23 protein-coding genes are annotated in these 20,123 nt (G+C 69.6%); 16 read left to right on the top strand and 7 right to left on the bottom strand.

Going from position 1 to position 20,123, the window contains the following annotated elements; all coding sequences use genetic code 11:
* The first annotated feature begins 44 nt into the window (after nt 1–44).
* From JN22_RS32540 to JN22_RS32525, 4 genes are all read left to right on the top strand, one after another.
* The gene (locus tag JN22_RS32540; RefSeq protein ID WP_085558064.1) at nt 45–542 is read left to right on the top strand and encodes a MarR family winged helix-turn-helix transcriptional regulator; all 498 of its coding nucleotides are present in this window, start codon (nt 45–47) and stop codon (nt 540–542) included.
* A gap of 32 nt (nt 543–574) precedes the next feature.
* A complete protein-coding gene (locus JN22_RS32535) occupies nt 575–1,429 on the top strand; it encodes an alpha/beta hydrolase (protein ID WP_085558063.1) in 855 nt (284 codons plus the stop codon).
* 285 nt (nt 1,430–1,714) lie between these two features.
* A complete protein-coding gene (locus JN22_RS32530) occupies nt 1,715–2,173 on the top strand; it encodes a PaaI family thioesterase (RefSeq protein ID WP_085558062.1) in 459 nt (152 codons plus the stop codon).
* On the top strand, nt 2,170–3,048 hold the full coding sequence (locus JN22_RS32525; RefSeq protein ID WP_085558061.1) for a DMT family transporter: 879 nt from the start codon (nt 2,170–2,172) through the stop codon (nt 3,046–3,048). The genes JN22_RS32530 and JN22_RS32525 overlap by 4 nt, the downstream gene beginning before the upstream one ends.
* 18 nt (nt 3,049–3,066) lie before the next feature.
* Here the strand turns inward: JN22_RS32525 and JN22_RS32520 are convergent, their stop codons facing one another.
* Together JN22_RS32520 and JN22_RS32515 are read right to left on the bottom strand one after the other, a co-directional pair.
* Entirely contained in the window at nt 3,067–4,281 is a 1,215-nt protein-coding gene (locus JN22_RS32520) for an ABC transporter substrate-binding protein (protein WP_085558060.1), read from the bottom strand.
* Between the two features lie 44 nt (nt 4,282–4,325).
* Nucleotides 4,326–5,063: an enoyl-CoA hydratase/isomerase family protein gene (locus JN22_RS32515; protein WP_085558059.1), complete on the bottom strand. Its 738-nt coding sequence runs from the start codon at nt 5,061–5,063 to the stop codon at nt 4,326–4,328.
* Between the two features lie 171 nt (nt 5,064–5,234).
* Between JN22_RS32515 and JN22_RS32510 the strand changes: the two genes are divergently transcribed.
* Nucleotides 5,235–6,869, top strand: a complete 1,635-nt coding sequence (locus tag JN22_RS32510; protein ID WP_085558058.1) for an AMP-binding protein — start codon at nt 5,235–5,237, stop codon at nt 6,867–6,869.
* 54 nt (nt 6,870–6,923) lie between these two features.
* Here JN22_RS32510 and JN22_RS32505 read toward each other — a convergent pair whose 3' ends face one another.
* Nucleotides 6,924–7,565 carry a TetR/AcrR family transcriptional regulator gene (locus JN22_RS32505; protein ID WP_085558057.1) on the bottom strand — a complete coding sequence of 214 codons (642 nt, stop codon included), beginning with the start codon at nt 7,563–7,565 and terminating at the stop codon, nt 6,924–6,926.
* A 232-nt stretch (nt 7,566–7,797) separates the two neighbouring features.
* Here JN22_RS32505 and JN22_RS32500 point away from each other — a divergent pair, with 232 nt between their 5' ends.
* The 6 genes from JN22_RS32500 to JN22_RS32475 all read left to right on the top strand — a co-directional run bounded on the left by JN22_RS32500 (nt 7,798) and on the right by JN22_RS32475 (nt 12,351).
* Nucleotides 7,798–8,280: a MaoC family dehydratase gene (locus tag JN22_RS32500; protein WP_085558056.1), complete on the top strand. Its 483-nt coding sequence runs from the start codon at nt 7,798–7,800 to the stop codon at nt 8,278–8,280.
* Nucleotides 8,277–9,212, top strand: coding sequence for an SDR family NAD(P)-dependent oxidoreductase (locus tag JN22_RS32495; RefSeq protein WP_085558055.1), 936 nt, complete (start codon nt 8,277–8,279; stop codon nt 9,210–9,212). Before JN22_RS32500 ends, JN22_RS32495 begins: the two co-directional genes overlap by 4 nt.
* A gap of 17 nt (nt 9,213–9,229) precedes the next feature.
* Nucleotides 9,230–10,432: an acetyl-CoA C-acyltransferase gene (locus tag JN22_RS32490; protein ID WP_085558054.1), complete on the top strand. Its 1,203-nt coding sequence runs from the start codon at nt 9,230–9,232 to the stop codon at nt 10,430–10,432.
* Between the two features lie 37 nt (nt 10,433–10,469).
* Nucleotides 10,470–10,916 carry an acyl-CoA thioesterase gene (locus tag JN22_RS32485; protein WP_085558053.1) on the top strand — a complete coding sequence of 149 codons (447 nt, stop codon included), beginning with the start codon at nt 10,470–10,472 and terminating at the stop codon, nt 10,914–10,916.
* A 27-nt stretch (nt 10,917–10,943) separates the two neighbouring features.
* The gene (locus JN22_RS32480; RefSeq protein WP_085558052.1) at nt 10,944–12,098 is read left to right on the top strand and encodes an iron-containing alcohol dehydrogenase; all 1,155 of its coding nucleotides are present in this window, start codon (nt 10,944–10,946) and stop codon (nt 12,096–12,098) included.
* A 73-nt stretch (nt 12,099–12,171) separates the two neighbouring features.
* Complete coding sequence (locus JN22_RS32475) at nt 12,172–12,351, top strand: hypothetical protein (protein ID WP_085558051.1); 180 nt, start codon at nt 12,172–12,174, stop codon at nt 12,349–12,351.
* An 18-nt stretch (nt 12,352–12,369) separates the two neighbouring features.
* On the opposite strand, the gene JN22_RS32470 is transcribed toward JN22_RS32475, so the two are convergent.
* Both JN22_RS32470 and JN22_RS32465 read right to left on the bottom strand, forming a co-directional pair.
* On the bottom strand, nt 12,370–13,155 hold the full coding sequence (locus tag JN22_RS32470) for an SDR family oxidoreductase (protein WP_085558050.1): 786 nt from the start codon (nt 13,153–13,155) through the stop codon (nt 12,370–12,372).
* Between the two features lie 54 nt (nt 13,156–13,209).
* Nucleotides 13,210–13,818, bottom strand: coding sequence for a TetR/AcrR family transcriptional regulator (locus JN22_RS32465; protein ID WP_085558049.1), 609 nt, complete (start codon nt 13,816–13,818; stop codon nt 13,210–13,212).
* A 73-nt stretch (nt 13,819–13,891) separates the two neighbouring features.
* On the opposite strand from JN22_RS32465, the gene bdcA reads away from it, so the two are divergent.
* On the top strand, nt 13,892–14,605 hold the full coding sequence (bdcA, locus tag JN22_RS32460; protein WP_085558048.1) for an SDR family oxidoreductase: 714 nt from the start codon (nt 13,892–13,894) through the stop codon (nt 14,603–14,605).
* A 121-nt stretch (nt 14,606–14,726) separates the two neighbouring features.
* Nucleotides 14,727–15,416, top strand: coding sequence for an alpha/beta fold hydrolase (locus JN22_RS32455; RefSeq protein ID WP_085558047.1), 690 nt, complete (start codon nt 14,727–14,729; stop codon nt 15,414–15,416).
* Between the two features lie 20 nt (nt 15,417–15,436).
* On the opposite strand, the gene JN22_RS32450 is transcribed toward JN22_RS32455, so the two are convergent.
* Together JN22_RS32450 and gcvA are read right to left on the bottom strand one after the other, a co-directional pair.
* The gene (locus JN22_RS32450) at nt 15,437–16,228 is read right to left on the bottom strand and encodes a crotonase/enoyl-CoA hydratase family protein (RefSeq protein ID WP_085558046.1); all 792 of its coding nucleotides are present in this window, start codon (nt 16,226–16,228) and stop codon (nt 15,437–15,439) included.
* A gap of 100 nt (nt 16,229–16,328) precedes the next feature.
* Nucleotides 16,329–17,240: a transcriptional regulator GcvA gene (gcvA, locus tag JN22_RS32445; protein WP_085558045.1), complete on the bottom strand. Its 912-nt coding sequence runs from the start codon at nt 17,238–17,240 to the stop codon at nt 16,329–16,331.
* 128 nt (nt 17,241–17,368) lie between these two features.
* On the opposite strand from gcvA, the gene JN22_RS32440 reads away from it, so the two are divergent.
* The 3 genes from JN22_RS32440 (at nt 17,369) to JN22_RS32430 (ending at nt 20,123) form a co-directional block, all read left to right on the top strand.
* Entirely contained in the window at nt 17,369–18,076 is a 708-nt protein-coding gene (locus JN22_RS32440; protein ID WP_085558044.1) for a TetR family transcriptional regulator, read from the top strand.
* Between the two features lie 141 nt (nt 18,077–18,217).
* On the top strand, nt 18,218–19,021 hold the full coding sequence (locus JN22_RS32435) for an ABC transporter permease (protein WP_085558043.1): 804 nt from the start codon (nt 18,218–18,220) through the stop codon (nt 19,019–19,021).
* Between the two features lie 82 nt (nt 19,022–19,103).
* Nucleotides 19,104–20,123, top strand: a complete 1,020-nt coding sequence (locus JN22_RS32430) for an ABC transporter substrate-binding protein (protein WP_085558042.1) — start codon at nt 19,104–19,106, stop codon at nt 20,121–20,123.

Raw genomic sequence — 20,123 nt, 5'->3', positions numbered from 1 at the left:
GCCGGCGATCGCCGGACATTCGCCGGGACATTCAAGGACAGGCCATGGCAGCGAAAGTGACCAGCCCGCGCAAGCGGGACCAGCGGATGGACCCGGACGCCGGCAACCACGCCGACATCCGGCTGTGGTTGCGCCTGCTGTTCTGCGCCAGCCGGATCGAATCCGTCCTGCAAAGCCGCATCACCAGCGATTTCGGCATTTCGCTGGCCCGCTTCGACCTGCTGTCGCAATTGGAGCGGGTCGAGGACGGGCTGACCATGACCGAGGTGTCGCACCGCATGATGGTGTCCAACGGCGCCATCACCAGCCTGGTGGACCGTCTGGTCGAGGACGGCTTCGTCCGCCGCGAGCCGCATCCCCGGGACCGCCGGACCAACATCATCCGCCTGACCGACGAGGGGCGCGCGCGCTTCCTGGCGATGGCCGGCGAGCATGAGCAGTGGGTGGTCGGGCTGCTGGACGGGCTCGACGAGCCGGTCAAGCGCGGGCTGCTGGACGGGCTTGGCGCGTTGAAGCAGCATCTGGAAAAGACGGGCGGCTGAACGCGCCCAACCTCAAGGGAGGAGACGACCCGATGGTCACGACGGCCGGTCCGGGGCCCATCGATTGGGACGACGCCTACGCCAACAGCGCCCACATCGAGGGCGGCAGTGCCTATCCGGCGAAATGGGCCGCCGCCGCCGCCGGTTTCCGCGCGGCGATGGCGGCGGCGGGGAGGGCCGAGCTTGACCGTCCCTACGGGCCGTTGCCGCGCGAGGTCTTCGATCTCTTCCACCCGGCAGGGGAGGCGGCGGGAACTGTGATCTTCGTGCATGGCGGTTTCTGGAAGGCGTTCGACAAGTCGAGCTGGTCGCATCTGGCGGCCGGCGCGCTCGCCCATGGCTGGCGCGTCGCCATGCCCAGCTACACGCTGTGCCCGGCGACGCGGATCGGCGGCATCACCCGCCAGATCGAGCGGGCGGTGGAGGCGGTCGCCGGGTGGACCGCCGGCCCCCTGCGCCTGACCGGCCATTCGGCCGGCGGCCATCTGGTGACCCGCCTGCTCTGCGCCGATGCCGGCCTGTCCCGGGCGGTGCGGGAGCGGGTCGTGCACACGGTCTCCATCAGCGGGCTGCACGATCTGCGCCCGCTGCTGAAGACGGCGATGAACCAGACTCTCGGGCTCGACGGTGAGGAGGCCGTGCGTGAAAGCCCGGCCCTGGCGATGCCGCATCCCGGCGTGTCGGTGACCTGCTGGGTGGGGGCGGACGAGCGGCCGGAATTCATCCGCCAGAATGCCCTTCTCGCCAACATCTGGAGCGGCCTGGATGCGCGCATGAGGGAGCGGCAGGCCGCCGCTCGCCATCATTACAACGTCATCGAGGATCTGGCCGATCCGGACTCCCCCCTCGTCGGCGAGCTTCTCGGAGACGGCGGGAGCGCTCGGTAGGGAATTATCCGAGCGTCCAAGGGGGGCCGGCCCGTTCGAACCGGAAGCGCCCGCCCAGCCCTGCCTTTGCCGCAGCGCAGCCCTGCCGGGTCAGCGGCCGCTTGACAGGGGCTTTTGGCAACCTCTACCGTCGCGTCGCATCATGGGAAAACATTCCGGCCAACGGAATTTCCAGGCGGGGAATTCCAAGGAGATGGCCGGCGTAACGACCCGTCCGGCGGGCGCATCCTCGGGGCTGCGTTTGCCGGCGACGCTCACCCGCATCCCCACCCGACGGGCACGGCCATGGACCTCAACCTCGACCACAACCCCTTTTTGACGATGATCGGCCTGACGCTGTGCCGGTGGCAGCCCGATCTGGCCGAGTTCGAGCTGCTGATCGAGCCCCGCCACCTCAACCGGCAGGGCAGCCTGCAAGGGGGGGTGATGGCGACGATGCTGGATGCGGCCTGCGGCTACTCCGGCCTCTTCAGCGCGGAGCCGGGCGAGGAGCGCCACGCGGCCACCCTGTCGCTGTCCATCAACTATGTCGCCCGCGTCGCCGAGGGCCGGATTCGCGCCGTCGGGCGGGTGACCGGCGGGGGCCGCAGCGTCTATTTCGCGGAGAGCCGGATCATCGACGAGGATGGGGCGGTCATCGCGACGGCGCAGGGCAGTTTCAAGCGCCGCGCCACGGCGGCGGTGCAACCGGCCGCCCTGTCCGGAACGCCGGAATCCGGAGCGCCGGATGGTTTCGGGGCATGAGCGTCCAGGACATCGGGCTGGCGCTGGTCGTCGTGCTGCTGTGGGGGGTGAACTTCGTCGCCGCCAAGCTGGCGCTCGCCGAATTCTCGCCGCTCCTGTTGATGGGGCTGCGCTTCACGCTGGTCGCGGCGCTGCTGCTGCCCTTCGTGCGGGTGCCGTGGGGCCGGCTGCGCGGGATCCTGCTGCTGTCGATGGTGCTCGGCTCCGTGCATTTTCCGTTGATGTTCATGGGCATCAAAGGGTTGGACGCCGCCACCGCCTCCGTGGCGGCACAGCTCCAGGTGCCGTTCTCCTCGCTGATGGCGGCGATCTTCTTCAAGGACCGGCTGGGCTGGCGGCGCACGCTCGGCATGGTGATCGCCTTCGCCGGGGTGGCGCTGCTGGCCGGCGAGCCGGCGCGGATCGAGAATCCGGTGCCGTTGCTGCTGGTCGTCACCGCCAGCCTCGCCTTCGCGCTGGGCAGCGTGCAGATCAAGCGGCTGGAATCGGTGGAGGGCTTCACGCTCAACGCCTGGATGGCGCTGTTCGCGGCGCCGCAGCTCCTGACGCTGTCGCTGCTGGTCGAGCAGGACCAGATCGCCGCCATCCGCAACGCCACGCTGGTGGGCTGGGGAGCCCTGGCCTTCATCGCGGTGATGGCGACGATCGTCGCCTACGGTCTGTGGTACCGCCTGCTGCGGCTCTACGACGTCAACCAGACGGTGCCCTACCTGCTGCTGCTGCCGGCGGTCGGGGTGGCGTCGGGCGTGCTGCTGCTGGGAGAGCCGCTGTCCTGGCGTCTGGTGGTGGGCGGTCTGGTCACGGTGGCCGGCCTCAGCCTGATCGTCCTGCGCCGGCCACGCGTGATCAACGACAAGGTGACGAACCTGACGTGACCGGCGGAAGGGCGGGGCTCAGCCCTTCACCAGCGGGCACTTGCTTTCGGCCAGCGGCAGGAAGGCCTCGTCGCCCGGAATGGTGCTGAGGATCTTGTAATAATCCCAGCGCCCCTTGGATTCGGCCGGGCTCTTGACCTCGACGAGATGCATGTCGTGGACCATGCGGCCGTCGGCGCGGACCTTGCCGTTGCGGGCGAACATGTCCTCGATCGGCATGGACTTGAGCTGGTTGACCACGGTCAGGCCCTTGTCGGTGCCGGTGGCGTCGATGGCCTTCAGGTAGTTCAGAACCGCCGAATAGACGCCGGCCTGCACCATGGTCGGCATCTTGCCCTCGTGCCGCTGGCCGAAGCGCTTGGCGAATTCCCGCGTGCGGTCGTCGGTGTCCCAGTACCAGCCGGTGGTGATGACCATCCCCTTGGTCACGTCGAGGCCGAGGCTGTCGATGTCGGTCAGGAAGACCAGCATGCCGACCATCTTCTGGCCGCTCTGGGACAGGCCGAACTCGTTGGCCTGCTTCACCGCGTTCACGAAGTCGCCGCCGGCGTTGGCGAGCGCCACCACCTGCGCCCCCGACGCCTGCGCCTGGAGCAGGAAGGAGGAGAAGTCCGGTGTCGCGACCGGCGCCCGCACCGTGCCCAGCACCTCGCCGCCGGCCTTCTTGACCGCGTTCGACGTGTTGGTCTCCAGGCTGCGGCCGAAGGTGTAGTCGGCGGTGATGAAGAACCACTTCTTGTTGCCCTGTTGGGTCAGGGCGCGGCCGGCTCCGTTGGCGAGCGCGTAGGTGTCGTAGGTCCAGTGCACGCCGGTGGGCGAGCATTTCTCGTTGGTCAGCTCGGTGCTGCCGGCGGTGGAGTTCAGATGGACCCGGCCGGTCTCGCGCGTCACCTCCTGCACCGCCAGCGCCGCGGCGGAGTTGCCGACGTCGACGATCACGTCGACCTGCTCGCGGTCGATCCATTGGCGGGAGATGCTGGCGGCGATGTCGGCCTTGTTCTGGTGGTCGGCGAAGACGACCTGGACCGGCGCGCCTTTCACCTTGCCGCCGAAATCCTCGACCGCCATCTGCGCGGCGATGACCGAGCCGCGCCCGGCGAGGTCGGCGTAGATGCCGGTCATGTCGTCGAGCACGGCGATCTTCACGACGTTGTCGGAAACCTGCGCCTGCGCCGCGCCGGTCAGGGTGACGGCGGCCATGCCCGCGAGCAGAGCCGTCTTGAGCGTCTTCATGCGTTGATCCTCCCGGTTCTGGTGATGCTTTGCGTGGATGGGGTTCAGGCGCCGGCAGCGGCGTCGCGCAGCAGGCGGCCGAGCAGGAACTGGTCGCTGTCGCCATGGGCCAGCCGCGTCTGATCGGACTGGGCGTCGATGGCGCGCTTGGTCATGCGCAGGGCCAGCGGTGGAACCATCGCGGCGTCCTGCGCCAGCCGCAGGCTTTCCGCGACGACGGTCCCGTCCTCGGCGACGAGGTCGGCGAGGCCCCAATCGAGGGCCAGCGGCGAATCGACCCGCAGGTCGGTGAACAGAAGGCGCTTGGCCCGTGCCGGGCCGACCAGCGACACCAGACGCGGCAGCCCGCCCCAGGCGAGGTTGAAGCCGAGCCGCGCCTCGGGCAGGCGCAGATGCGCGCCGCGCCCGAAGATGCGCAAGTCGAGCGCCATCGCCAGCACGCCGCCGCCGCCGATCGCCGCCCCTTCGACGGCGGCGATGGTGAACTGGGGAAGCGCCGCCCAGGCCTCGCACAGGGCGCGGCCACGCTCGACGGCGGCGTGCTGTTCCAGCGCGTCCGCGCCGGCTGGCCAGAGCCGTGGGTCGGACAGGTCGAGGCCGCCGGAGAACACCGTCGTGGCGCCGGTCAGCACCACGGCCCGCAGGGAACCGTCGGTGCGCAGCCGGTGGGCGGCGTCCGTCAGCTCCTCCATCGCCGCCGCGTTCAGGGCGTTGGCGCGTCCGCCGCGGTCGTAGCGGACCAGCGCCACGCCATCCAGCCGCTCGATCGACACAAGCCTCATTCCGTCTGTTCCTTTCCCTTCGGTTCCGGCGCTGGGGTCCGCCAGTTCCAATCACCTAACATTCTACCGAGTATGTTGCAATGCTTTGGTTCGTGATGCAAACATATGGTCAACGGTCCCCGCCGGGGGCTCAACGGTGTGACGGTTGGATGAGAGGGAGGCTTGGTGGCGATGCACGGCGATGAATGGGCGAGGATCCCCTCGGCGGACGAATGCGTGCTGCGCAATCTTCTGGAACGGCAGGCAGAACGGCAGCCCGACGCGGTGTTCGTCACCTTCTGGAGGGGCGATACCTGGAGCTATCGGGAGACGCTGGAGCGCGTCCGCCGCCGCGCCGCCGCCCTGCGGGCGCAGGGCGTGCGCCAGGGCGACCATGTGTTGTGCTGGATGGGGAACGGGCCGGATCTGCTGACCGCCTGGTTCGCCATCAACTATCTCGGCGCGGTCTATGTGCCGCTCAACACGGCGAGCCGGGGCCGTCCGCTGGAGCATATGCTGGACAACGCCGGCGCCTCGGTGATGATCGCGCATGCGGCCCTGCTCGGCCGTCTGGCCGAGATCGATCGCGGGCCGCTGGCCAGGATCCTCACCGTCGGCGCGGCGGACTCGGCGCCGCCCGACCTGCCCGGCGTCACCATGGCGCCGCTGGTCGACGCGCCGGCCGGTTCCGATCTGAGCCTGGAGCTCGACCGGCCGATCCAGCCCTGGGATCCTCACGCGATCATGTATTCCTCGGGCACCACCGGGGCGGCGAAGGGGGTCGTGACCTCCTACGTGCAGATCCACGCGATGGGGCCGGACGCCTTCACCAGCATCACGGCGGACGACCGCTGCATGATCTGCGGGCCGATTTTCCATTGCGGCAGCACGCTTTACGTCTATTGCATGCTGGGCAAGGGCGGCTCCATGGCGATGGTGCCGGAGTTCCGCACCGGTGACTTCTGGGACTCGATCCGCGACACCGGGAGCACGGTGGTCCTGCTGCTCGGCGTCATGGCGAGCTTCCTGCTGAAGGCCCCGCCGAACCCGCGCGACCATGACCATACCCTCAAGAAGGTCTTCATCGTTCCCTTTGGAGAGGATGCGCCCCGGTTCGGCCAGCGCTTCGGTGTCGAACTCCACACCGTCTACAACATGACCGAGATCGCCAGCCCCCTGACGGCGGGGCCGCAGACCGCCGGGCCGGACGGGATGGTGCCAGGCCTGTGCGGCCGTGCGCGGCCCTGCTTCGAACTGCGCGTGGTCGACGCCAACGACGCGGAGCTGCCGCCGGGCACGGTCGGCGAGCTGATCATCCGCTCGCACCGGCCCTGGGCGCTCGGTTCCGGCTATTACCGCAATCCGGAGGCGACGGTGGCGGCCATGCGCAACGGCTGGTTCCACACCGGCGACGCCTTCCGCATGGAGCCGGACGGGCGCTTCTTCTTCGTCGACCGCCTGAAGGATGTCATCCGCCGCCGGGGCGAGAACATCTCTTCCTTCGAACTGGAGGCGGAGATCTGCGCCCACCCGGCGGTGCGCGAGGCGGTGACCGTCGCCGTTCCCAGCGAGGTCGGCGAGGACGAGGTCCTGGCCGTGGTCGCCCCGGTTCCCGGCGCCGTGGTCGATCCTGCCGAACTGGTCAATTTCCTGGCGGCGCGCGTGGCGCACTACATGGTGCCGCGCTACGTCCGCGTGGTGGAGGAGCTTCCAAAGACGGCCAGCGGCAAGCTCCAGAAGCACGCTCTGCGCGCCGACGGCCTGACGGAGGATTGCTGGGACCGCGAGGCGGCGGGCATCCGCCTCAAGCGCGAAAGCCTCGCCTGAGGGACGGAGCAGGCAAAGAACAAAGCCCCTCTCCCTGAAGGAGAGGGGCTTTGTTCACCCCGGGGCGTTCAGCCCCTGCATGATCGACTCGACGATTTTGTCGGCGAGGATCTCGCGGTCGTCGCGCGTCTCCGCCGGGCGGGGGCGGTACCAGATCGACAGCCAGTTGATAGCGCCGAGCGCCACCTTGACCGCCACCGACACGTCGCTGGTGCGGATCGAGCCATCCTCGACGCCCTCGTAGGCGACCCGCTTGAACAGGCTCTCGAAGTCGTTGCGCACGGTCATCAGCTCGGCGAGCGTGCGGCGCTGCTCGGGCGTCGTGGCGCCGAATCGGTGCATCTCCACGCCCTGGACGACCACCGCCTCAAGGGCGAGATTCTCCATCATCGACAGGGCGTGCTGGCGGAACATGGCGCTGAGGCGCTGCGCCGCCGGCTCCGGCCCCTTCATCGCCGGGGTGACGGCCTCGAAGTTGCGGCGCATGCCCTCGCGATGGACGTCGAAGAACAGCTCCGTCTTCGAGCGGTAGTAATGGTAGATGCGTCCCTTCGTGGACCCAAGACGCCGCGCCACGTCGTCGATGCTCGCCGCGTGATAACCCTGCTCCATGAAGCATTCGGCGGCGGCAATCAGGATCTCGATGTTCCCGGTCTTGTCGATGCGGGGTGACAGCGGGCTCTTTTCACTGCTCATCGTCCAGTTCCAACTCGATAAGTTCGTCGGCGATCAACCTGTTCCGCCCGCATGACCCCGCCGCGACAGACCGGCGTGGACCGATTCCGCGAAGCTAGGACCAATCCATCCGGCAGGCAACATTTCTGCCTGGACAGTGCGGGCGCGCTCACATACTACTTGGTATGTTTTTTGTGCGTGACGCAAGCAAACTTCGTGGGCACGCACCCAAACGACCATGGGAAGACGCCCAATGACCGAACCCATTCCCGCCGGGGATCTGGAGCGGCGCGCCGGCACCGAGATCGGCGTGTCGCGCTGGTTCGTGATCGACCAGACGCGCATCGACGCCTTCGCCGACGTCATCGACGACCACCAGTTCATCCATGTCGATCCCGAGCGCGCGCAGCGCGACACCCCCTTCGGCGGAACCATCGCCCACGGCTTCCTGTCGCTGTCGCTGTTGACCGCGATGGGGGAAGGCGTGCTTCCGGCGATCGCCGGGGAGGCGATGGTCATCAATTACGGCTTCGACCGTGTCCGCTTCCTCGCCCCGGTCCGCTCCGGCGCGCGGGTCCGCGCCCGCTTCGTGCTGAGCGAGGCGACCCGCCGGTCGGAGCGGGAACTGGTCGCGCGCTACGCCGTGACGGTGGAGGTCGAGGGCGACGGCAAGCCGGCGCTGGCGGCCGACTGGATCATCCTGACCCTTTTGAAAGAACAGGTGGACGCAGCATGAGCATTCAATCGGACGGCATCGGGCCGGACGGCATCCGTTTCGACGGGCGCGTCGCCATCGTCACCGGGGCGGGGAACGGCCTGGGGCGTGGCTACGCGCTGGAACTGGCGGCGCGCGGCGCCAAGGTGGTGGTCAACGATCTGGGCGGCGGCCGCGACGGCCGCGGCGCCTCGGACGCGGCCGAGACCGTGGTCGCGGAGATCCGCGGCCGCGGCGGCGAGGCCGTCGCCGACGGGGCGAACGTCACCGACCCGGCGCAGGTCGCGGCGATGGTCGAACGCGCCCACGGGCTGTGGGGTCGCATCGACGTGCTGATCAACAACGCCGGCATCCTGCGCGACAAGAGCTTCGCCAAGATGGAGCTGGAGGATTTCCGCTCGGTCGTCGACGTGCATCTGATGGGGGCGGCCAACGTCACCCACGCGGTCTGGCCGATCATGAGGGCGCAGAACTACGGCCGTGTCCTGATGACGACCTCGACCTCGGGCGTCTACGGCAATTTCGGCCAGTCCAACTATGGGGCGGCGAAGGCCGGGCTGGTCGGGTTGATGAACGTCCTGCATCTGGAAGGCGTCCGCAACGGCATCCACGTCAACGCGGTGGCGCCGACAGCGGCGACCCGCATGACGTCGGACATCCTCGATGAGACGGCGCTGGCCCGGCTGAACCCGGACTTCGTCACCCCGGCGGCGCTGTTCCTGGTGTCGGAACGGGCGCCGAGCCGCACGGTGATCCTCGCCGGCGCCGGCACCTACGCCCGGCTCGCCATCGTCGAATCGGACGGCGTCTTCCTGCCCGAGGGGGAGCGGACGCCGGAGGCCGTCGCCGCCCGCTTCGCCGAGATCGCCTCGCTCGACCGCCAGCACGAGATCGACGCCGGCCTGACCCACGTCGACCGCATCCTGAAGCGCGCGGCGGACGCCGCCGGCTGATAGTGGGGAGAAGACCGGTGAGAGAAGCCGTCATCGTATCGACCGCCCGCACGCCCATCGGCAAGGCCTACCGGGGTGCCTTCAACGACACCCAGGCGCAGGCGCTGGGCGGGCACGCCATCGCCCACGCCGTTGCCCGCGCCGGGATCGACCCCGCCGAGATCGACGACGTGGTGATGGGGGCGGCCTTGCAGCAGGGCGCCACCCACATGAACATGGCCCGGCAATGCGCGCTGCGCGCCGGGCTGCCGACCTCGGTGGCGGCGCAGTCGGTGGACCGGCAATGCGCCTCGGGCCTGATGGCGATCGCCATCGCCGCCAAGCAGATCGTCGCCGACGGCATGACTGTCGCGGTCGGCGGCGGGCTGGAATCGCTGTCGCTGGTGCAGACCGACCGCATGAACGTCGAGCGCTGGCGCGACCCCTGGCTGGTGGAGCACCGTCCCGACGTCTACATGGCGATGATCGAGACGGCGGAGATCGTGTCGGCGCGCTACGGCGTGCCGCGCGAGGCGCAGGACGCCTACGCCACCCGCTCCCAGGCGCGCACCGCCGAGGCGCAGGCCGCCGGCCGCTTCGACGCGGAGATCGTGCCGGTCGCCACCACCATGACCCGCTTCGACAAGGCGACCGGCGAGACCACCCATCACGCGGTCACGCTGGAACGCGACGAGAGCAACCGGCCCGACACCACGCTGGCCGGTCTGTCGGCGCTGAAGCCGGTGTTCCGCGACGGCCAGCAAATCCACGAGGGGCGCTTCGTCACCGCCGGCAACGCCTCGCAGCTGTCGGACGGCGCCTCGGCCAGCGTGCTGATGGAGGCGGCGGAGGCCGAACGGCGGGGGCTCAGCCCGCTCGGCATCTACCGCGGCATCGCGGTCGCCGGCTGCGACCCGGACGAGATGGGGGTCGGCCCGGTCTTCGCGGTGCCGAAGCTGCTGAAGCGGCACGGCCTGACCGTCGACGACATCGGGCTGTGGGAACTGAACGAGGCCTTCGCCGCGCAGGTGATCCATTGCCGCGACCGGCTCGGCATCCCCGACGAGCGGCTGAACGTCAACGGCGGGGCCATCGCCGTCGGCCATCCCTACGGCATGTCGGGCGCCCGTCTGGTCGGCCACGCCCTGATCGAGGGCAAGCGGCGGGGCGCGCGCCACGTCGTCGTCACCATGTGCGTCGGTGGCGGCATGGGCGCCGCCGGCCTGTTCGAAGTCGCCTGAAATCCCAACATCAAGCCCGAACCAGGGAGGATTCCGCATGGACCGCAAGCACGACACCCGCGCCGCCTACCCGCATTTCCAGATCGTGCCCACCCGCTGGATGGACAACGACGCCTATGGCCACGTCAACAACGTGGTCTATTACAGCTACTTCGACACGGTGGTGAACCAGTACCTGATCGAGAACGGCGCGCTGGACATCGAGAACAGCCCGGTGATCGGGCTGGTGGTCGACACCGGTTGCAGCTATTACGCGCCGGTCAGTTTTCCCGACCGGGTCGAGGCCGGGCTGCGCGTGGCGCGGCTGGGCACCAGCAGCGTCCGTTACGAGGTCGGGCTGTTCCGCAACGACGACCTGACCCCGGCGGCCTGCGGCCATTTCGTGCATGTCTATGTCGATCGCGAGACGCGCCGCCCGGCGGCGCTGCCGGACACGCTCCGTGCGGTGCTCGAACGGCTGGTCGTGCCGGCCGAAGCCGTCTGACGCCCCCTTTCCGGTGAGGACCGAGACATGACGGACTTCGTGTTCGAAACCACCCCGAAGCTGGTGTGCGAGGCGGGGGCGGCGGCCCGGCTGGGCGAAATGGCGAAGGGGCTCGGCATCCGCCGCGCGCTGATCGTCACCGACGCCGGCTTGGTGGCGGCCGGGCTGCTGGAGCCGGTCGAGGCCGGCTTCAAGGCCGCCGGCACGACCTGCGCCCTGTTCTCCGACGTGCTGGCCGACCCGCCGGAGGAGTCGGTGGCGCTGGCGGTCCAGGCAGCGCGCGAGGCCGGGGCCGACGGGGTGATCGGCTTCGGCGGCGGCAGCTCGCTCGACACCGCCAAGCTGGTCGCCCTGCTGGCCGGCACGCCGCAGGAGCTGCCGGACATCTACGGCATCGGTCTCGCCAAGGGGCCGCGCCTGCCGCTGATCCAGGTGCCGACCACCGCCGGCACCGGGTCGGAGGTGACGCCGATCGCCATCGTCACCACGCCGACCAGCGAGAAGAAAGGAGTGGTCTCCAGCCTGCTCTACCCCGATCTGGCGGTGCTCGACGCCCATCTGACGCTGGGGCTGCCGCCGCGCGTCACCGCGATGACCGGCATCGACGCGATGGTCCACGCCATCGAGGCCTACACCACACGCCACAAGAAGAACCCGCTGTCCGACAGCCTCGCGCTGCGGGCGTTGAGCCTGCTGGGCGGGAACATCCGCACCGTGATCGCGGACGGGCGCGACGTTGCCGCCCGAGCGGCGATGCTCCAGGGCTCGCTGCTGGCCGGCATCGCCTTCGCCAACGCGCCGGTCGGTGCGGTGCACGCCCTGGCCTATCCGCTGGGCGGTCATTTCCACGTGCCGCACGGGCTGAGCAACGCGTTGGTGCTGGGGCCGGTGCTGGAATTCAACCGGCCGGCCGCCGAGGGGCTCTACGCCGAACTCGCCCCGGCGATCCTGCCCGGCCGCAGCTTCGCCAGCCCGGCCGAGGCGGCGGGCGCCTTCATCGGCGCCATGCGCGATCTGGTCGCTGCCATGCCGATGGAACAGCGGCTGGAGCAGGTCGGCGTTCGGCGCGACGACCTGCCGATGCTGGCGGCCGACGCCATGAAGGTGCAGCGGCTGCTGGTCAACAACCCGCGCGACGTCGCCTATGAGGACGCCCTGGCGATCTACGAGCAGGCGTTCTGAGCCGGGACGGACGGGGACGGATACGGCCGCCGCCGGTTGAGGGAGGAGAACCCCAGACAAGGAGGCTCCTCCCATGGCCGAGACCACGAAGCCGTCGGACGGCAACACGCTGACCAGCAAGCCCGACCGCGCCATCGCCGACCCGCTGGAGGCGGCCAAGGCCGTCTCCGACACCGGCAAGCCGATCACCCCCGACACGGAATCGGCCAAGCGTCCCGACCGCCCGGAGGGCGAGAGGGGCAAGGACGCCTGACGGCTTCCGGCGGGTGTATCACATCAAAATCGTTGCGCCGCCGTCGACGACCAGCACATGGCCGTTGACGAAGGAGGCCGCCGGGGAGGCGAGGAAGACCGCCGCCCCGGCGATCTCGGGTGGCTGGCCCCAACGCCGCATCGGGGTCCGCCCTTCGAAATAGGCCGAGGCCGCCGGGTCGCCGGTGATGCCGGCGTTGGTCTCCGTCGCGAAGAAGCCGGGGGCGATGGCGTTGCTGGTGATGTTGTGCGGGCCGTACTCGGCGGCGAGCGCCCGCACCATGCCGGTCAGCCCGGCCTTGGCGGCGGTGTACACCGCGTCGTTGGCCTTGGCGACCTGTCCGGCGATGGAGGTCACGGCGATCAGGCGCCCCTCGCCGCGCGGCAGCATCAGCCGCGCCGCCTCCCGCGCCAGCACAAGGCCGGCCGTCAGGTCGACGTCGAGCAGGCTGCGGATCTCGTCGTCCGCGAAGTCGGCCAGAGGCTTGCGGTTGCGCTGTCCGACATTGTGGACCAGCACATCGAGCCGCCCATGCTCCCGCCTGATCCAGGCGAAGGCGTCGCGCAGCGCCGCCCCGTCGGCGACGTCGAAAGGCAGCGGGATGACCTGGCCGGCGGTCTCGCCGATCCGGGCCGCCGCCGCCTCCAGCCGGGCCGGGTCGCGGCCGTTCAGCAGCACGGTCGCCCCGGCCCCGGCCATTGCGCGGGCGATCTCCAGCCCCAGGCCGCGGCTGGCCCCGGTGACCAGCGCGACCTTGCCCGCCAGCGAGAACATCGAGAGGGTGGGGAGCGTTGCTGTCGTCATGCCGGACCTCGTTGGGCGAAGGGCCGCCACGATGACCGCCCGGGCGGCCGGGCGTCAATCCGCTTCCATCTCCCGGCGGAAGGCGCGGCCGATGGTTTTGGCGAAGGCGGTGAGTGTCGCCTCGTCCGCGCCGTCGCGCGCCTGCGCGGACATGCCGGCCATCGCGGTCGTCACGAGATCGGCGAGCGCCTCGGCCTTCTCCGGCGCCTCGGTCGCGATGAAGTCGCGGATGGCGGTGCGACCGGCCCGCTTGAGGGCCGCGGTGAGGGCGCAGGCGTCCGGATCGGCGCTGTTGCGCGTGGCGTCGAGCACCAGGCAGCCGGCCACCCCGTCGCGCCGGGGATAGAGGCGCGCGGCCAGAGCCAGCGTGCGGTCGATGACGGCCGCGACATCGCCGCCGCCCTCGCTCTCCGCCAGAGCGCGCGCGAAGATGTTGGCCTCGCCCTGGACATAGCGTTGCAGCGCGCGCTCGAACAGCCCGGCCTTGCTGCCGAAAGCGGCGTAGAAGCTGGGCGGTTTGATGCCAAGCTCGGTGCCGAGTTCGGCGACGCCGACGGCGTCGTAGCCGCGCGCGTGGAACAGCCGCATCGCCGTCTCGACCGCCCGATCGACGTCGAAGGACCGCCGCCGTCCGCGCGGTTCGGCATTTTTTGTAGCGGTCACTATAAAAACTCCTTGCGGGTCGCTCTCCCTCCTGTTTATATAGCGATCACTACATAAACACAAGGAGGCCGACATGGCCGAGTTTTCCGGTAAGAACATTCTGGTCCTGGGCGGCAGCCGGGGCATCGGCGAGGCCATTGTCCGGCGCTTCGCGGCGGGCGGCGGCAGCGTCGCCTTCACCTACGCCGGCTCGAAGGACGCGGCCGCGACGGTAGCCGCCGCCACCGGCGCCGAGGCGATCCGCACCGACAGCGCCGACCGCGACGCGCTGATCGCGACGGTGGCCGGGCGCGGCGCGCTCGACATCCTGGTCATCAACGCCGGCACGCTGGTGATGGGCGACCCGCTGACCATCGATCCCGACGCCGTCGACCGCGTGATCGACGTCAACGTCCGCGCTCCCTACCACGCGGCGGTCGAGGCGGCGCGGCGGATGAACGACAACGGCCGCATCGTCGTCATCGGCTCGGTCAACGGCGACCGCATGCCCTTCGCCGGCGGGGCAGCCTACGCGCTGACCAAATCGGCGGTCCAGGGCATGGTGCGCGGGCTGGCGCGCGATTTCGGCGCGCGCGGCATCACCGTCAACGCCATCCAGCCCGGCCCGACCGACAGCGACATGAATCCGGCCGACGGCCCGATGGCGGAAGCCATGCACGGCTTCATGGCGATCAAGCGCCATGCCCACGCCAGCGAGATCGCCGAGTTCACCGCCTTTGTCGCTGGGCCGCACGGCGCCATGATCACCGGTTCGCTCCAGACCATCGACGGCGGTTTCGGCGCCTGACGTCGCCGTCCGAGGGCCGCCGCCGCTTTCCACCCAGAGGAAAAACCGGCGGTCGCGCCTGGACGGCCGTGCGCGGGCCGTGCTGTCTCGGGACGTCCGTCACGTCCCACGGGAGCAGCCCATGGCATCGGCCGTCACCTCCGTCATCCTCGTCCACGGCGCCTTCGCGGACGGCTCCTCCTGGAACCGGGTGATCCCGCTGCTCCAGGCCCAGGGGCTCGACGCGGTCGCCGTGCAGAATCCGCTGACCTCGCTGGCGGAGGACGCCGCCCATGTCCAGCGCGCCATCGACCGTACCAAGGGGCGGGTGGTGCTGGTCGGGCATTCCTGGGGCGGGGCGGTCATCACCCAGCTCGGCGATCAGGACAAGGTGGCGGCGCTGGTCTATGTCGCGGCCTTCGCGCCCGCCGCCGGGCAGTCGCCGAACGACACGCTGAAGCCCTACCCGCCATCGCCCGGCCTGTCGAGCGTGTCGGCCGACAGGGCGGGTTACCTGTTCCTGACGCCGGACAGTCTGGCGAAGACCTTCGCCCAGGATCTGCCGGCGCCCGAGGCGGCGCTTCTGGCGGCGGTGCAGGGGCCGGTCGCCGCCGTCTGTTTCCGCAGCAAGGTGACCGCCGCCGCCTGGCAGGCCAAGCCGTCCTGGTATGTCGTCGCCAGCGAGGACCGGATGCTGCCCCCGGCCTTCCTGCGCGACACCGCCGCGCGGATCGGCGCCCGGACGGTGGAGATCGAGGCCGGCCATCTGCCGCACCTGTCCCGGCCGGAGGCGGTCGCCGCCGTGATCGTCGAGGCGGCCCAAGCTGGTTGAATGGTGCTGGGTGAGGAAGTTCAACGCCCGGTGAAGACCGCCGGCCGTTTCTCGATGAAGGCGGTGATGCCCTCGCGGATGTCCTCGGTCGCCGCCATGCGGGCGAACTGGCTGGCCTCGACCGCCAGCCCTTCGTCGATCGACAGGTTCAGGCCGCGCGTGACGCTGGCGAGGCAGGCGGCGACGGCGAGCGGCGATTGGGCGGTCAGCTTTGCGGCGAGGGCGCGGGCGGCGTCCATCAGTTGCTCATGAGGGACGACCTCGTTGACGAGGCCGATGTCCCGCGCGGTCCGGGCGTCGATCGGGTCGCCGGTCAGCAGCATGGCGAGCGCGCGCTTGCGGCCGATCAGGCGGGGCAGCCGCTGGGTTCCGCCGTAGGGCGGCGCGAAGCCGAGCTTGATCTCCGACTTGGCGAAGGTGGCGCGGTCGCTGGCGATGGCGAGCGGCACCGCCTCCGTTACCTCGCAGCCGCCGCCGTAGGCCAGCCCGTTGACGGCGGCGATGATCGGCTTGGGGAAGGCCTCCAGCCGGCTGGTCAGGCGCTGGCCCCGGCGGACGAACTCCCGCAGCGCGACCTCCGGCCCGGCGAAGACCGCGCTGGAGAAGTCGTGGATGTCGGCGCCGGCCGAAAAGGCGCGCTCGCCCGCCCCGGTCAGGATGACCGCGCGCAGGGCGTCGTCGGCCTCGATGAAGTCCAGCAGATCGTGAAGCCGGTCGATGGTCGCGAAATCGATGGCGTTGAGCGTGTCGGGGCGGTTGAGCGTCAGCGTCGCGACCGCTCCGTTGATGGTGAGGAGAATCTTGTCGTCCATGATCGGGGTCCGTGCGTTGGGCCTTGCGGTGCGGCAAGACTGGCCCGTGGCCGGCGGCCCGGCAAACGACTTCCCCTCATCGTCGGGTGAGCCGGGCGCATCACACCGGCGGCAGGAGGGAATCCGCCGCAGGCTCGGCCGCCAACTCCCCACGGATCCAGTCGCGGAAGATCCGCACCTCCGGCCGGGCGAGCGACGCCGGGGCGCAGACCAGCCAATAGGCGGTCGCCGCCGGCACCGGCGGCCCCAGGACCTCGACCAGGGTCCCGGCCTCCAGGTCGGGGTCGACGAGCGGGCGGCGGCCCAGCGCGATTCCCAATCCCTGCGCCGCGGCGTTGAGCGCGTACTGGATGGTGTCGAAGCGCAGCCCGCCGCGCAGGTCCAGGTCGCCGCTGCCGCGCGCGGCGGCCCAGCAGGCCCAGTCGTCGCGCACGCTGGTGACGTGCAGCAGCGGCGCGCTCATCAGATCCGCGATGGTCCGGACGCGGCTGGCCAACTCCGGCGCGCAGACCGGCGCCAGCGATTCCGTCACCAGATGCAGCGCGTCGAGGTCGGGCCAGGGACCGCCGCCCATGCGGATGGCGAGGTCGATTCCGTCGCGCGGAAACTCCACGGGCCGGTGGGTGGTGTCGAGCGTGAGGGCGATGTCCGGATGGCGGGCCTTGAAGCGCCCGAGGCGCGGCATCAGCCAGCGCAGCCCGAAGGTCGGCGCGGCGCTGATCGACAGCGTTCCCCGCGCGCCGCGTCCGGGCAGCGCCCGCGTCGCCTGCGCCAGCAGGTCGAGCGCGGCACGGACTTGCGCGGCGTAGGCCGTTCCGACGTCGGTCAGGACGATGGTCCGGTTGCCGCGCGCGAAGAGCGGATTGCCGATCCAGTCCTCCAGCGCCTGGACGCTGCGGCTGACCGCGCTGGGGGTGAGGCCCAGCTCGTCGGCGGCGCTCTTGAAGCTGAGATGCCGCGCCGCGGCCTCGAAGACCCGCAAGGTGGAGAGTGGGGGAAGGCGGTAGGTCATGGCGGGGGCGAGTCGATCATCAAACGGTGCCGACGCGCAAGAGCCCCCTGCCTTTCGGAACGCTTCCTAAAGCGCCGCCCCCGGCACTACGATGCCGGACTCAAGGATGATCAAGGAGCCGGTTCCTGATGGACAGCCTGACCGACCCCGCGCACCCCGCCCCCACGCAGCCCGGCACGGCCCAGGCCGCGACTCCGCCCCCGGCGCCCTCTCCGGTGAAGGTGACGCGCGACCCCGAGGGCACGCGCGCGCGCATCCTCGCCGCCGCCACCGAGGAGTTCGCCCGCTACGGGCTGGGCGGTGCCCGCGTCGACCGCATCGCCGAGGCGGCCGGCACCAACAAGCGCATGCTCTACTACCATGTCGGCAACAAGGAGAGCCTCTATCTGGCGGTGCTGGAGGGCGCCTACGAGCACATCCGCGCCACCGAGCGCCAGCTCAGCCTGGAGACGCTGAACCCGCCCGACGCCATCGCCCGGCTGATCGGCTTCACCTGGCAGTATTTCATCGACCATCCCGAATTCATGGCGCTGCTGAACATCGAGAACCTGCACCGGGCGGAGCTGCTGAAGGATTCCGACAAGGTGCCGTCGATGCATTCGCCCTTCGTGCAGCTCATCGCCGACGTGCTGGAGCGCGGCGTCGCGCAGGGGATCTTCCGGGCCGGCGTCGATCCGGTGCAGCTCTACATCTCCATCGCCGGGCTCTCCTATTTCTACTTGTCGAACGTCCACACCCTGTCGGTGATCTTCCGCCGCGACCTGATGGCGGAGCCGGAGAAGGCCGCGCGGCTGGCCCACATGGTCGAGCTGGTGCTCCAGTCGCTGCGCGCCTGAACGTCCGGACAACAAACCATCCGCTACCACTATTTTCGTTGTTGACGACATCCGTGTGCCGGCCGTACTTTTAACCAGCCGGTTAAAACATGGCGGCCGCCTCCGCAAGGAACCGCCCTAGCCACCGGCGGGAGGAGACGCATGGATCGTCGCTCAAGCTCCGGCGCAGCTCTGCGCCTGCTCAATTCCGACTGGTTGCGCCCCATTCTGCTGATCGTCCTGATGCTGATCCTGTGGGATCTGGCGGTCCGCATCTTCGGGGTCCCGGCCTATCTGGTGCCCAAGCCCGGCGACGTCGTTCTGGCGATGATCCAGGATTGGGACCGGCTGCTGGCCGAATCCGTCCCCACCATGACCGCGACGCTCGGCGGTTTCGCGCTGTCGGTGCTGTTCGGCATTCCGATCGCGATGCTGATCGCCGGGTCGCGCACGGTGGAGGCCTACGTCTATCCCTTGCTGGTCTTCTCGCAGTCGATCCCGAAGGTCGCCATCGCGCCGCTGTTCGTGGTGTGGTTCGGCTTCGGGTTGATGCCGAAGATCATCGCCGCCTTCCTGCTGGGCTTCTTCCCCGTCGTCGTCTCGGCGGTGCAGGGCTTCAAGTCGGTGGACGGCGAGATGATGGATCTGGCGCGCTCGATGAAGGCGTCGCGCCTACAGACCTTCCAGATGGTGCGGCTGCCGCACGCGCTGCCGGCGATCTTCGCCGGGCTGAAGGTCTCGATCACGCTGGCCGTGGTTGGCGCGGTGGTCGGCGAGTTCGTCGGTTCGAACTCCGGCATCGGCTTCGTCCTGCAACGCTCGATCGGCAACTTCGAACTGCCCCTGATGTTCGCGGCGCTGACCGTGCTGGCGCTGATGGGCGTGGTTCTGTTCTGGGTCATCGACGTGCTGGAGCGGGTCGCCATTCCCTGGCACGCCAGCCAACGGCAGAACGCCGGGCACTGATCCTTTTCAATCATTTGAATCACCGACAAGACCCCGGTCAACGGGCGCTCCATCGATCACTCGTGGGAGGAAAACCGTCGTGATGAAAAAGACCGCCTTGATGAAAACGGCCGCCGTCGCGCTCTGCGCCTTCGCCGCCTCCACCCTGTCGGCCCAGGCCGCCGACAAGGTGACGCTGATGCTGAACTGGTACGTGTACGGCGAGCACGCGCCCTTCTATTACGGCAAGGACAAGGGGCTCTACGAGGCCGAGGGCATCGACCTGGAGATCCAGGAGGGCCGCGGCTCGGCGGTGACGACGCAGCTCGTCGCCAGCAAGGGCGTGACCTTCGGTTACGTGGATGTGCCGACGATGATCAAGGCGGCGGCCAAGGGCGCGCCGGTGACCTCGCCGGGCGTGCTGTTGCAGACCAGCCCGATGTCGGCGATGGGCTTCACCGACAAGAACATCCGCAAGCCCGAGGACATCAAGGGCAAGATCGTCGCCATGACGCCGGGCGACAGCATGTCGCAAATCTGGCCGCTGTTCCTCAAGAAGACCGGCCTGAAGGAGCGCGACTTCGAGGTCGTGTCGGGCGACGCGCAGACCAAGCTGAACGCCGTCATCAACGGCCAGGCCGACCTGCTGCTGGGCTACGTCATGGACCAGAGCATGAAGATCAAGGACGCCACCGGCAAGTCGGTGACGCCGATCCGTTTCGCCGACTACGGCGTCAACATGGTCTCGTCGGGCATCATCGCCAACACCGCGACGCTGAAGGACAACCCCGACCTCGTGAAGCGCTTCATGGCCGCGACGACCAAGGCCATCGAGGGGGCGGAGAAGGCGCCCAAGGAGGCGGTCGACGCCATCCTGAAGGCCAACCCCAAGGGCGGCAAGCCGGACACCCTGCTGGAGGGCTTCGAGCTGACCATCCCGCTCTACCGCACGGCGGAGACCAAGGCGATGCGGCCCTTCCAGGTGACCGACGCCAACATGAAGGACAGCATCGACCTGTTGGTGGAATACGGCGGCCTGGACGCCTCGGCCAAGCAGGACCCGAAGAAGTTCTACACCCGCGACTTCCTGCCGGCCGACCCGGCGGCCGCCAAGACGCAATGA

The sequence above is a fragment of the Azospirillum agricola genome (assembly GCF_020005195.1).
GTDB classification, from domain to species: Bacteria; Pseudomonadota; Alphaproteobacteria; order Azospirillales; family Azospirillaceae; genus Azospirillum; species Azospirillum agricola.
Note: the sequence above shows the minus strand (reverse complement) of the source record. Positions and strands in the feature narration are given on the sequence as shown.